Source organism: Microbacterium sp. zg.Y909 (assembly GCF_024626565.1).
This window is the reverse complement of sequence record NZ_JANJFJ010000113.1, coordinates 1-12527: the sequence shown is the minus strand read 5'-3', so window position 1 is coordinate 12527 and position 12527 is coordinate 1. Positions and strand designations below refer to the sequence as shown.

13 protein-coding genes and 1 tRNA gene are annotated in these 12527 nt (G+C 68.1%); 8 read left to right on the top strand and 6 right to left on the bottom strand.

All coding sequences use genetic code 11. The features are described 5' to 3' along the window. The 7 genes from NQ160_RS10215 to NQ160_RS10185 form a co-directional block, all read left to right on the top strand. A partial coding sequence (locus tag NQ160_RS10215) for an ABC transporter permease subunit (RefSeq protein WP_257515135.1) occupies positions 1-243 on the top strand: 243 nt, incomplete at its 5' end. A gap of 19 nt (positions 244-262) precedes the next feature. Beyond that, positions 263-1201, top strand: a complete 939-nt coding sequence (locus tag NQ160_RS10210; RefSeq protein ID WP_257515134.1) for an ABC transporter permease — start codon at positions 263-265, stop codon at positions 1199-1201. 56 nt (positions 1202-1257) lie between these two features. Then, complete coding sequence (locus NQ160_RS10205; protein WP_257515133.1) at positions 1258-2724, top strand: aldehyde dehydrogenase family protein; 1467 nt, start codon at positions 1258-1260, stop codon at positions 2722-2724. Between the two features lie 43 nt (positions 2725-2767). Then, positions 2768-3787 (top strand): zinc-binding dehydrogenase, encoded by a 1020-nt coding sequence (locus NQ160_RS10200; protein ID WP_257515132.1) that lies wholly within the window; start codon positions 2768-2770, stop codon positions 3785-3787. Between the two features lie 51 nt (positions 3788-3838). Next, a complete protein-coding gene (locus NQ160_RS10195; protein ID WP_257515131.1) occupies positions 3839-5251 on the top strand; it encodes an NAD-dependent succinate-semialdehyde dehydrogenase in 1413 nt (470 codons plus the stop codon). Then, positions 5214-6107, top strand: coding sequence for an HpcH/HpaI aldolase/citrate lyase family protein (locus tag NQ160_RS10190; protein WP_306813313.1), 894 nt, complete (start codon positions 5214-5216; stop codon positions 6105-6107). Before NQ160_RS10195 ends, NQ160_RS10190 begins: the two co-directional genes overlap by 38 nt. Before the next feature lie 160 nt (positions 6108-6267). Next, the gene (locus NQ160_RS10185; RefSeq protein ID WP_257515129.1) at positions 6268-7566 is read left to right on the top strand and encodes an endo-1,4-beta-xylanase; all 1299 of its coding nucleotides are present in this window, start codon (positions 6268-6270) and stop codon (positions 7564-7566) included. A 24-nt stretch (positions 7567-7590) separates the two neighbouring features. On the opposite strand, the gene NQ160_RS10180 is transcribed toward NQ160_RS10185, so the two are convergent. The 5 genes from NQ160_RS10180 to NQ160_RS10155 form a co-directional block, all read right to left on the bottom strand. Further along, on the bottom strand, positions 7591-8028 hold the full coding sequence (locus tag NQ160_RS10180; RefSeq protein ID WP_257515128.1) for a hypothetical protein: 438 nt from the start codon (positions 8026-8028) through the stop codon (positions 7591-7593). A 122-nt stretch (positions 8029-8150) separates the two neighbouring features. Further along, positions 8151-8807: a hypothetical protein gene (locus NQ160_RS10175; protein WP_257515127.1), complete on the bottom strand. Its 657-nt coding sequence runs from the start codon at positions 8805-8807 to the stop codon at positions 8151-8153. 769 nt (positions 8808-9576) lie between these two features. Further along, positions 9577-9879, bottom strand: coding sequence for a transcriptional regulator (locus tag NQ160_RS10165; RefSeq protein ID WP_257515126.1), 303 nt, complete (start codon positions 9877-9879; stop codon positions 9577-9579). Further along, positions 9869-10327 (bottom strand): hypothetical protein, encoded by a 459-nt coding sequence (locus NQ160_RS10160; RefSeq protein ID WP_257515125.1) that lies wholly within the window; start codon positions 10325-10327, stop codon positions 9869-9871. The genes NQ160_RS10165 and NQ160_RS10160 overlap by 11 nt, the downstream gene beginning before the upstream one ends. A 268-nt stretch (positions 10328-10595) precedes the next feature. After that, positions 10596-10669, bottom strand: a tRNA-Gly gene (locus NQ160_RS10155). Between the two features lie 71 nt (positions 10670-10740). Between NQ160_RS10155 and dcd the strand changes: the two genes are divergently transcribed. Next, positions 10741-11346: a dCTP deaminase gene (gene dcd, locus NQ160_RS10150; RefSeq protein WP_257515124.1), complete on the top strand. Its 606-nt coding sequence runs from the start codon at positions 10741-10743 to the stop codon at positions 11344-11346. 134 nt (positions 11347-11480) lie between these two features. Here the strand turns inward: dcd and NQ160_RS10145 are convergent. Next, positions 11481-12527 (bottom strand): MFS transporter (locus NQ160_RS10145; protein ID WP_257515123.1); only part of this gene is annotated, 1047 nt, incomplete at its 5' end.

Genomic DNA, 12527 nt, shown 5'->3' with positions numbered 1-12527 from the left:
CTGCCGACGACGGTGATCGTCTTCGGCTCGAAGCTCGGCACCCTGCTCGGCGGCACCCTCGTCATCGAGGTCGTGTTCAGCTGGCCCGGGCTCGGAGCGCTCCTGGTCGAGGCGATCAGCGCCCGCGACTACCCGGTGGTCCAGGGTGCCGTGCTCGTCGCCACGATCATGGTGATCCTCTGCAACCTGCTCGCCGACGTCGCCCAAGGGTGGCTCGATCCGCGCGTGCAGTACGCGAAGTGAAGCGGAATCGGAGAGAGAAATGACATCATCCATCTACGTTCCGCGCACCGAGTTCGATGCACGCGGCCCGGCAACGGGCGTGGTCACGACGCGGCTCGCCAAGCGCAAGCGTGCCCGCCCGCCGATCTTCGTGGCGGTGCCGATGCTCATCATGCTCGTGTTCCTGTTCGTGGGCATCTTCGGTCAGTGGATCACCCCCTACGACTACGGCGCGCAGAACCTGTCCAACCGCTTCGCCCCGCCGGGAAGCGAGGGTCACCTGCTCGGCACCGATCACCTGGGCCGCGACATCCTGTCGGGTCTGATCGGGGGTGCGCGCATCACCCTCATCATCGGGTTCGTGGTGCTCATCTTCGGCGTCGTGCTGGGCGTCGGGATCGGCGTGATCAGCGGGTACGTCGGGGGTCGGTTCGACGCGTTCATGATGCGGATCACCGATATCTGGCTGGCGTTCCCATTCCTGATCCTGGCGATCGCCCTGGTCGCAGCCCTCGGCGGAGGGCTCGACAAGCTGATCATCGCGCTGGTGCTGGTGGCCTGGGTGGTTTTCGCCCGCCCCATCCGCGGCGAAGCGATGTCGCTGCGCGAACGGGAGTACATCCTCTCGGCGCGGGCCCTCGGCGTCTCGCCCACCAAGATCATCGTCAAGCACCTGCTGCCGAACCTGCTGCCGTCGATCCTGGTCCTTTCCTCGCTGGAGCTGGGCGCGATCATCCTCATGGAGGCGTCGCTGTCGTTCCTCGGACTGGGTGTGACCGGCGGTGAGGCGACGTGGGGCGGCATGCTGTCCGACGGCCGCGCCTACATCGGCTCGTCCTGGTGGCTGGCGACCATCCCCGGCATCGCGATCTTCGCGCTGGTGATGTCCGTCAACGTCATCGGCGAGTGGTTCCGCGACGTGTTCGACCCGCGCAACAGCTCGCGTGCACAGGTCTCGCAGGAGATCGCCCTGCCGTGAGGTGTGCGCGCCCCGGCGTCGACGAATTTCGAAGTTCTTTCATCAAAGGAGTGGGAATGACCGATCTGTCAGCATCCGACGTACGACCGATGTACGTGGGTGGCGAATGGACCCATGGGCGCGGCGGAAACCCGCCGATGGCGACGTTCGACCCGACGACCGGGCGCGAGATCGCGCGAGTGACCGCGGCAACGGCAGGCGACGTCGACGACGCCGTCCGCGCCGCGCAGCGAGGGGCCGCCCAGTGGCGGGCGCTGTCCTGGACGGCGCGGGCCGGCGTGCTCCGCGAGATGGCGAAGCGGATTCGCGACGACGTGGAGCGGCTCTGCCTGATCGACGTCGAGAACGCCGGCATCCCGATCTCCGCCGCACGTCGGGACGTCCTGCGTGCGGCCGACGAGATCGAGTACTTCGCGGGCATCGCCGGCGAGGTGAAGGGCATCACGATCCCCGCTCCGGCCGGGGGTCTGGCCTACACCCTGCGGGAGCCGTATGGCGTGGTCGGGCGGATCATCCCCTTCAACCACCCCTTCAACTTCGCGGCGGCCAAGGTCGCCGCACCCCTGGCCGCCGGCAACGCCGTGATCCTCAAGGCGCCCGACCAGGCACCGCTCGGGCCGCTCGCCCTGGCGGAGCTCGTGGGCGATCTGTTCCCCGCCGGCGTGCTCAACGTGCTCACCGGAACCGGCATCGAGGTCGGCCACGCCATCTCGTCGCACCCGAAGATCCCTCGCATCGGGTTCATCGGCAGCGTCCCCGCCGGCCAGGCGGTCATGCGCGCGGGTGCCGAGCACATCAAGCACGTGACGCTGGAGCTCGGCGGCAAGAATCCCATGATCATCTGCGAGGACATGGACCCGAAGCTCGCCGCCCGCGAAGCGATCAACGGCATGAACATGCGCAAGACCATGGGGCAGTCGTGCCAGTCGAACTCGCGCGTGTTCGTGCACGAGAGCATCGCCGAGGAGTTCGTCGCGGAGCTCGAGCAGATCGTCCGCGGCATCGAGATCGGCGACCCGCGGGAGGAGGGGACCGAGATGGGCCCCGTCGCCTTCGAGGCCCACTTCGACCGGGTGCTCACGCACATCGAGCAGGCCAAGGAGGATGGCGCGCGCCTGATCTTCGGCGGCGGCCGCCCGGAGGGTCGGGACGAGGGCTACTTCATCGCGCCGACCGTCTTCGACGGTGTCACGCCGGAGATGCGCCTGTTCCACAACGAGGTCTTCGGCCCGGTCATGGCGGTGTGCCGCTGGAGCGACGAGGACGAGATGATCGAGCAGATCAACGCCACCGAATTCGGCCTCACCGCGCGCATCTGGACGAACGACCTGGGGCGGGCGAACCGCATCGTGTCGAAGGTGGATGCCGGCTTCGTCTGGATCAACGAGTCGGGACGCAAGGACCGCGGCATCCCCGTCGGCGGTTTCAAGCTCAGCGGCCTGGGCAAGGAGTCGTGCCTCGAGGAGATCATCAGCTACACCCGCGAGAAGTCGGTCACGACGACGTTCGCGGCCCACGCATGACCGGCGGGCGGGGCGTTGACGGGATGCGTCTGAGGAGGAACCGATGAAGGGTCTGGTGTTCACCGGCGGCGAAGCGGTGGAGGTCCGGGACTTCCCGGATCCCCAGGCTGGTGCCGGCGAGGCCGTCGTCCGAGTGCGGGCGTCCGGCGTCTGCGGCAGCGATCTGCCGCGGTACCGGGACGAAGCCGGCAGCAAGGGGATCATCCCCGGCCACGAACCGGCCGGCGAGGTCGTCGAGCTCGGACCCGGGGTCCCCCCGGGGCTGCGCGTGGGTGACCGGGTGATGGTCCACCACTACGCGGGGTGCGGATTCTGCGAGGTCTGCGCGATGGGATTCGAGCAGGCATGCCCGAACGACCGGGTGACGTACGGCACCGGCGCCCACGGCGGACACGCCGAGTTCATCTCGGTGCCCGCGAGGACGCTCGTGCACCTTCCCGAGGAGCTCTCCTTCGAGGCGGGCGCGGCGATCGCCTGCGGCACCGGCACGGCGTGGAACGGCCTGAAGAAGATGGACATCTCGGGGAGGGACACCGTCGCCGTCTTCGGCCAGGGGCCGGTCGGCGTCAGCGGCGTCGTCAGCGCGAAGGCGATGGGCGCGCGCGTGATCGCGGTCGACATCTCTGACGAGCGGCTCGACTTCGCCCGCGAACTCGGTGCCGACGTGACGATCAACCCGCTGCAGACCGACGTCGTCGCCGCGGTCGCGGAGGTCACCGGCGGTAGGGGCGCAACGGCATCCCTCGAGACATCGGGAGCGGAGGTCGCGCGCCAGCAGGCGCTCGAGGTGCTCTCCTACTTCGGGAAGTGCAGCTACATCGGCAACGGTGCGCCGAGCCGCATCGACATCCGCGGTGAGGTGATCCGCAAGGTGCTCACGATCTACGGCTCGTGGACCTTCACGAAGGCGGAGCAGATCGACATCGCGCGGTTCATGGTCGACAACCGCGTGGACCTCGACGCGCTCATCAGCACGCGCTATCCCCTGAGCGAGGGCGGGCGGGCCTACCGCGAGTTCGCGGGCGGAGCCATCGGCAAGCCGATGATCGTGTTCGACGCGTGAGCCCCCTCGCGTTCCCCCTGCTCTGACGCCCGCCCCGAGAAAGGCACATTCATGGTCATCACGTCGGTCAACCCGGCAACGGAAGAGGCCATCGCCACCTTCGAGCTGCACACGGCCGACCAGGTCGATCAGAAGCTCACTGCGGCGGTCAGCGCGCAGCGCGTGTGGCGTCGCACTCCGGTCGAGGAGCGCACCGCACTTCTCACCCGCATCGCCGAGGTGCTGCGAGAGGGCGCGGAAGAGTACGCGCAGATCATCACGCGTGAGATGGGCAAGCCCATCACCGAAGCCCGCGCCGAGATCGAGAAGTGCGCCGTCACGCTGGACTACTACGCCGAGCAGGCTCCGGCGTTCCTCGCCGATGAGCCCATCGCGTCCAACGCGAGCGAAAGCGGGGTGGTGTTCGATCCGCTCGGTGTCGTGCTCGCGATCATGCCGTGGAACTACCCGTTCTGGCAGTTCTTCCGCTTCGCCGCCCCTGCCCTGGCGGCCGGTAACGCTCCGTTCCTCAAGCACGCCAACAACGTGCCCGAGTCGGCGCTCGCCGTCGAGGAGATCGTGCGCAAGGCCGGCGCGCCCGAAGGGCTCTGCACCACGGTGCTGATCGAGTCGCACCGCGTCGCCGGACTCATCGAGGACGACCGCATCGCCGCGGTGACGCTCACCGGCTCCACGCAGGTGGGCAGGATCGTCGCATCCCAGGCGGGCAAGGCCCTCAAGAAGCAGGTGCTCGAGCTGGGTGGATCCGACCCCTTCATCGTGCTCGCCGGGGCAGACATCGCGCAGGCCGCCAGGGTGGCCGTCAAGGCGCGTTTCACGAACGTGGGGCAGAGCTGCGTCAACGCGAAGCGGTTCATCGTGGAGGAGTCGGTGGCCGACGAGTTCGTCGCCGCCTTCGTGAAGCATGCATCCGCGCTGAAGGTCGGCGATCCGAGTGAGGGCGACACCCACATCGGCCCCCTGGCGCGCGGCGACCTGCGTGATGAGCTCCATGACCAGGTGCTCCGCACTCTCGAGCACGGACGCGCCGTTCTCAAGCTCGGCGGCGCGCCCCTGGAAGGCCCGGGCTACTTCTATCCGCCGACGATCATCGACCACGTCGAGCCGGGGGACACTGCGTTCGAGGAGGAGACGTTCGGTCCCGTCGCCGCCATCATCCGCGCGCGCGACGTCGAGCACGCCGTCGAGCTGGCGAACGACACGGAGTTCGGTCTCGGAGCCGCGTTGTGGACGCAGGACCTGGACCTCGCGCGCACCCTGACGCGTCGCATCGACGCGGGTGCCGTGTTCGTGAACGGCATGGTCGTCTCGGACGCCCGTCTGCCCTTCGGCGGCATCAAGGCGTCGGGGTACGGCCGTGAGCTCGGCGACTACGGTCTGCGCGAGTTCGTCAACATCAAGACGGTGTGGATCGGGCCCGCGTCGGATGCCGCTCCGGTTGCCGCAGAGAAGATCGGCGAGTGAGTCTGTGACCGCTCCCTCCGTCGCGACGTGCCCGACCCCGTCCCTGACCAGCGATCTCGCCCGCTCGTGGCTTCTCGTCTCGGCGCGTGACGTCGAGCGGTTCACCCCCGCGGCCGAGGGCGATGCGGACGAAGTGATCCTCGATATCGAGGATGCCGTTGACCCCTCCTTCAAGGATGCCGCTCGGCGCGACGTCGTGGCCTGGCTGTCGGCCAACAGCGCCTGGGTGCGCATCAACTGTCGCGAGAGCCCGCACTGGGACGACGACGTCGCGGAGTTGCGTGGCTCCCCGGGGCTCCGCGGCGTCGTCCTCGCGAAGGTCGAATCGGCGGCCGCCGCCACGGAGACCTTCGTGGCGCTCGGGAGGACGGTTCCCGTCGTCGCGCTCATCGAGTCCGCGCTGGGGATCGAAGAGGCGGTCGCCATCGCGCGTGCGGAGGGCGTCATGCGTCTGGCGTTCGGCAGCGGCGACTATCGGCGCGACACCGGCGCGAGCGCGGATGATCTGGCGATGGCATACCCTCGGTCGCGGCTTGTCGTGGCATCCCGCATCGGAGGGCTCCCCGGTCCCATCGACGGTCCCACCGTCACTCCCGGGCTTTCGCTGCTGCGGGAGCAGTCGGCGGTCGGGGTGTCCCACGGCATGACGGGCAAGCTCTGCCTCTTCCCTGAGCAGGCGAGTGTCGTGAACGAATCGTTCAGCCCGTCCCGGTCCGACGTGGCCTGGGCGCGGGGGTTCCTCGCCGACTTCGACGAGCGGGGTGGTGTCGTCCGCGATGGCAGCGATCTGCCCCGACTCGGCAGGGCCAGACGGATCGAAGAACTCGCCCTCGCGTTCAACCTCAGCGTCGACTGACGCCGGCTGGGGAATCGCGCGCGGTTCCGCTGCTTCCCCGGAATCACGACGACGAAGTCGCGACGGGCAAGCCAGTATGGGGGGATGGACCTCAGCGCCGAGAACATATCGCCGACCCGGCACCCCGGCGGCCCCGGGACGCGTGCGGAGGAATGCTCCAGTGCTGCCTGACCCGCGCGATCGCCGCGTCACCGGCCGCGTCCGTCTGATCGACGCGTCGGGACGCCCTCTCGCCGGTGCCACCGCCGCGGTCGAGCAGACCGCCCACGCGTTCGGGTTCGGCAACATCGGATTCGACTTCGTGGAATGGATCGGCGGGGCACCCGAGTCACCCGACGGACGGGAGATCGAGTTCTTCGGCGGCGCCCTGCAGCCGGACCCCGAGCGCCTGGCGGCCGACTTTCTGGAGCTCTTCAACACCGTGACGCTGCCGTTCTACTGGCGCGGGTATGAGCCCCAGCGCGGCCGCACCGACGGTGCGCGCCTGCGGCGGACCGCGGAGTGGTTCGGTGAGCGTGGCGTCACGGTCAAGGGGCATCCGCTGGTGTGGCACACCCTCACCCCGCCGTGGCTGCTGGCCCTCGACGACGATGAGGCCGAGGCGGCTCTCCGCTCACGCATCCGCGACATCGTGACCGGATTCGCCGGCGTCATCAACCTGTGGGATGCCATCAACGAGGCGGTCATCCTCCCGGTCTTCACCGCCGAGGCCAATGCCGTGACACGACTTGCGCAGCGCAAGGGCCGGCTGGGCATGATCGCGCTGGCGTTCGAAGAGGCGCGCGCGGCCAATCCCGCCGCGCGGCTCGTCCTCAATGACTTCGACCTGTCGGAGAGCTACGAGCGGCTCATCGCGGAGTGCCTGGACGCCGGCATCGAGATCGACGCCCTCGGACTGCAGACCCACATGCACCAGGGGTACCGCGGCGAGGAGCAGGTGTGGGAGGTCATGGAGCGGTTCGCCCGGTTCGGGCTGCCGCTGCAGCTGACCGAGACGACGCTTCTCTCCGGCGACCTCATGCCGCCCCACATCGAGGACCTCAACGATTACGTCGTCGACGAGTGGCCCTCGACGCCGGAGGGCGAGGCGCGGCAAGCTGACGAGATCGTGCGCCACTACCGCACGGTCTTCGCCCATCCCGCCGTCGAGTCGCTCACGTACTGGGGCATCACCGACCACGGCTCGTGGCTCGGCGCCCCGGTGGGGCTGCTGCGCGCGGACGGTTCGCGAAAGCCCGCGTTCGATGCCTTGCGCGGGCTGATCCGCGGCGAGTGGTGGCTGGCCGCGACGCCGGTCACCGCCGACGCCGACGGTGTCGTCGAGGTGATGGGGTATCCCGGAACCTACCGCGTGGACGTCGGGCAGGATGCCGTCGAGGTCGCCCTGACGGAGGATGCCGGCACGGTCGATGTCGTTGCTGAACGAGCACGTCGTCGAGGTACAACGACCGGAAGGTAGTGGTGACGCGGGGATGGCCCCTCGTCAACCTGCCCGGTCAGTCCGCGTACTCCTCGTCGATGATCTGGTTCGCGTCCCCCGGCACGCACGCCGACGTGCCCCCAATGGCGTACTTGCCGGGCCCGTTGAGAAGCTCGCCCCCTGAAGGGAGCCTCCGGTGGCGAAGACAACGGGGTCGTGTTCGGTGTTCACCCGGACGGACATGCCGAGCGTCTCCCAGTGCGCGGCCACCTTCTCGGCATCCGCCAGAGAGTCCACGTCACCAGGCAGCGCGGAGTACCCATAGCTCCACTTCACCCCGTTACCACCATCGCAACTCTGCACCCCGGGGTCTCCGTCGTCGTCCCACCCGTCGGTGCCGAGCACATCCGCGGTGTCGTGGATGATGCTCGTCAGCGCCTCGCGCGCCTCGTCTGGTGTCACGTCGGCGTCCTGGGTTGCGCATCCGGTGAGTGCGACCACGACCGCGGCTAGGGTCACGGCAACTGGGGTCGGGCGATGACGGTCAGTACGCACCGCGCATCCGTTCAATCAGTGCCCGCGGAACGGGGTCGGTCCGGCGGCGAGCGATCCGGCCGTGAGGGTCAGTCCGTTTCCACGGTCGCGGCCATGGCCATGTTCGCGACCTCTGCTGCCCTGTCGGGGCTGAGGAGTGTGCCGCTGGCGACGACCCAGTGTCCGCTGTGGAACGCGTGTGCGTAGCCCATCCCGATTCCGTAGGTGACATCTCGGGAGTACACCATCGCCTTCGTGCCGTCGCTGCTGACGTAACCGTCATCCCGGTCGAGGTAGGCGTCGGAGGCTGCGAGGGCGTCGGTCAGGGGCGCCTGCACTTCCGGTGCGGTGGCCATCACGTGCACGGAGAACGTGCCGTCGCTTTGGTAGATGCCCCATCGGCACCCGGTCAGGAAAAGGGAGGCGTCGTACGCTTCCTGCGCGGCGGGGCCGATGATCCAGTACGGTTCCACCTCGCCTTCGGTGTCCGGGCCGTCGATTTCGGCGTGGAGGTTGGTGGCCCATGCCGGGTCGAGGAGGTCCTCGCATTCGGGGGCGGCGGCGGACTCCGGCCACGCCGGGGCGCTGGGGGCCGGTTCCGGCGCCGGGGTGGGTGCCGGCTCCTGGGGCTGTTCGGCGGCGGGAGGCGGCGGTGTCGCCGGATCCTCCTCGGGGGCCGCAGCTGCGCACCCAGTGAGGGTGAGGGCGGCCAGGGCGACGGTCGCGGTGAGGCTACGGCGGTTCACATGGCCAGCGTATAGGCGGGGGTGGGACATGCCTGCTCCTTCGGGTGGCCCGGTCGTGGAGCGCTCCCTCTCTTCCGTGCGCGGTGTGGCTGACCTTCATCACTCGAAGTCGATGACGCTGGGGTCCCACATCACGATGGGGGCTGTGGCGCGGCCGTTGCGGGCAGCGTTCAAGAGGCTTCCCGGCTGATTCCGCCGACGTTCTCCGTCGCGGCCGCAAGTCGGATCGTCGGTCCCCGTTGCCTCTAGGCTCCGGCGGATACCTCTTGATAGTCCGGACTGGGTCTGGAAGTGACAGTTGGAGGGGCTGACGGGGATCGGCCACTGCCCCCTCCGCGCGCCGCTTCGCGTCGCGCGGAGCCTCCGGCGCAGCGGGACCTCCCGCGGGCGCGTCGATCCCGACGGCAACCGCACGAAAGCCCTCCCGCACGACCTTGGGTCGCACGCGAGGGCTTTGGTGTCAAATCCAGACCCAGTTCGGCCTTTCCAGACCTAGGTCGGACCGATGGTTCGGCGACTGTAGCGGCCCCTGGGAGACAGCGTGCAAGCGGCATCGCCGCTATGCCAGTGACAAAGGGCGAAACGGTGGACGACCACCCGCCTTCGACGAAGGCGCCTACAGACACCGCAACGTCGTCGAGCGCTCCTTCCCGCTGATTAAGCAGTGGCGCGGTCTCGCGACTTGATAAGACAAGCTCGCCATCACCTACCGTGCGGAATTAGTGCTCCACGCCGCACTCACCTGGGCAACGCTGCTGGGAGACACACCCTACTCACCCGCCATCGCTCGCAGCGCCGCGAGGTGCCCATCGAAGGCGCGACGACCCTGCGCGGTGAGTTTGACTGTGGTCGTCTGGCGCGCGTCCGTTCGCTGAGGCGAGGCCTGCTTACTCGTGACGAGATAACCAATTTCGACGAGGTTTCGTACGGTCTTTGACAGGTTCGCCTCACTGAGTTCCAGCGTCGCAGCAATCGCTGCGAAATCCGCGTGGGCGAGCGGGCGCAGCATCGCACACAGACGCAGCCGGGTTGGCGCGTGGATCGCCTCGTCAAAGCGGGGTTCAGCCCGCACGGCGCACCTCGGCAGCATACGCGCGGTCATACGCCACGACGATGAGCGCGGCGGCGATACCCGCAGCCACAGCGACGGCAACCACCCATCCGGTCAAACCGAACAGCGCGAGTCCCAGGCTGAATGCAAACGAGAAGCAGATGATCAAGAAGAGCGCAACCAGCAACCAGAGCCCGCGAGGACCAGCCGGACGGGTAATGCCCATGCCACTGCGTTTACGAAAGAGCACCTCAACGCCGACGAAGACGCCCACGCTGAGCACAAAGGGCAACCACGCCCAGGCCAGCCCGGCCGCGGGTGCCGCGATGATCAGCGCCACACCCAAGCCCTGCGCAGGTGCACCCCACCACGTTTCGGCCATCATCCGTTCGCCGATCCGGCCACGGTCAGTGCTGAGCGCCTCGAGCACGAATGCCGGGTCACGCTGATTCTCGAAATGGCTTTCCATGCGGTTGAGTCAATCACTTAATCAGTGGTTAAGCAACATTGCACTCATGTCACTGATCGAACGGATGACCACGCCGTTCGTCATTCGACGACAACGGAATCGGCCTGTGATCGCGAGAGAAACCGCTTCTGACCTGGGAGTACCATTGACGGTCGTCCGGAGTAGCTTCGGAATCCGACCCAAATGCTACGGCCACGACCGCATCCCTATCAGTCGAACTAGCCCGCCTGAGCCAGAGGCAGTCCGAGCTAGCTCTGGAAATGACATTTGGAGGGGCTGACGGGAATCGAACCCGCGCTATCTGCTTGGGAAGCAGAAGTTCTGCCATTGAACTACAGCCCCGTGCATCGCCGAGGCGACGCGGGGTCAGCTTAGCAAAGGCAACTGCGTGCTCGCGCCGATAGGCTGGGCGCGTGCTGCTGAGCGACCGCGATATCCGACTCGAGATCGACGAAGGCCGTATCGGCCTCGACCCCTGGATGCCGGAGATGGTGCAGCCTTCCAGCGTCGACGTGCGGCTGGACCGCTACTTCCGCCTGTTCGACAACCACAAGTACCCGTTCATCGACCCGGCCGAGGATCAGCCCGAGCTGACGCGCCTCATCGAGGTCGACCCGAACGAGCCTTTCATCTTGCATCCGGGCGAATTCGCCCTCGGCGCCACCTTCGAGCAGGTGACCCTGCCCGATGACGTCGCCGCCCGCCTCGAGGGGAAGTCCTCCCTGGGCCGCCTCGGCCTTCTGACCCACTCCACCGCGGGGTTCATCGACCCAGGGTTCACCGGTCACGTGACCCTGGAGCTGTCCAATGTCGCGACCCTCCCGATCAAGCTGTGGCCGGGAATGAAGATCGGCCAGCTGTGCTTCTTCCGGCTGTCTTCGGCGGCGGAGAACCCCTACGGTTCGGGACCCTACGGCAACCGGTACCAGGGCCAGCGGGGCCCGACGGCGTCGCGATCGTCCCTCAACTTCCACCGCACCGACGTCGGCGCACGCGACCTCGGGTCGATCGGGGCCTGACGGCCCCGGGCGCGCCCGCGACGCGCTCCTTGCCACATCTGGCGCCCGCCCCGCGACCGCGCAGGTGCGAACGATCAGCGCCGGGCCGGCCGTCGCGCTGCTGGTTCAGTCGTCCTCGTCAGCGCTGAGCTGCCTCACCCGGCGCGAGGCGGCGCCTTCACTGGCAGCAGCAGCACGAAACCGAGCAGCAGCACGAAGGCGATCCCGAGGATGCCGAAGGCCGTCATGCCGGTGAGGGTGATCAGGGTCGCCCACAGCAGCGACGTCATCCAACCCGCAGCGCGGCCCGTGGTGGCGTACAGGCCGAAGATCTCACCTTCGCGTCCGGCGGGGGTCAGGCGAGCGAGGAACGACCGGGATGCCGACTGCGCCGGGCCGACGCAGGCGCACAGTGCCAGCCCTCCGATCCAGAAGACGATCGTTCCGGCATCCACCAGCGCGAAGACCGCCGTCGCCATGAGCACCATCGCGCCCAACGACCAGAGGATGACCGTCTTGGGTCCGAAGAGGTCGTCGAAGCGCCCGACGATGAGGGTTGAGACGCCGGCGACGACGTTTGCCGCGATGCCGAAGATCACGAGGTCGAGGAACTCGAAACCGAAGACGCTGCCTGCGATGATGGCGCCGAACGTGAAGACCCCGCTGAGACCGTCGCGGAAGACCGCGCTGGACAGCAGGAACCAGAAGGTCGGCCGCGACTGCGGCGAGCGGTACAGGCCCATGACGTCGCGCACCAGCAGGCCGTAACCGCGCAGCAGGCCGACGCGTCGCTCGGGTCGGCCGGCCGACGGCTCGGGCACGCTCAGGAAGATCGGGATCGAGAAGGCGAGGGTCCACAGGGCGCAGCCCACCGCGATGATGCGGAAGGGCAGTCCACCGTCCTCGCTCAGGCCGAACCAGTCCGACATGTAGAAGACGACGACGAGGATCAGGGCCACGATGCCGCCGAGGTAGCCGAAGCCCCAGCCGAGACCCGAGATGCGCCCGATGGTTCGCGGCGTCGCGATGCCGATGAGCATGGCGTTGTAGTTGACGCCGGCGATCTCGCTGAACACGGTGCCGGCGGAGATGAGCGCCACGCCCAGCCAGAACAGCGCGGGGGCCGGCTCCACGAACCACAGCAGCGCCATGCTCATGACGAGACCGCCGGTGCCGATTCCGAGCCACAGCTTCTGGCGTCC

What these genes read in the sequence shown, in the direction of transcription:
- NQ160_RS10160 (WP_257515125.1), bottom strand. Translation starts at nt 10,327, where the DNA reads ATGGAAAGCCATTTCGAGAATCAGCGTGACCCGGCATTCGTGCTCGAG.
- NQ160_RS10210 (WP_257515134.1), top strand. Translation starts at nt 263, where the DNA reads ATGACATCATCCATCTACGTTCCGCGCACCGAGTTCGATGCACGCGGC.
- NQ160_RS10200 (WP_257515132.1), top strand. Translation starts at nt 2,768, where the DNA reads ATGAAGGGTCTGGTGTTCACCGGCGGCGAAGCGGTGGAGGTCCGGGAC.
- NQ160_RS10205 (WP_257515133.1), top strand. Translation starts at nt 1,258, where the DNA reads ATGACCGATCTGTCAGCATCCGACGTACGACCGATGTACGTGGGTGGC.
- NQ160_RS10190 (WP_306813313.1), top strand. Translation starts at nt 5,214, where the DNA reads ATGCCGCTCCGGTTGCCGCAGAGAAGATCGGCGAGTGAGTCTGTGACC.
- NQ160_RS10195 (WP_257515131.1), top strand. Translation starts at nt 3,839, where the DNA reads ATGGTCATCACGTCGGTCAACCCGGCAACGGAAGAGGCCATCGCCACC.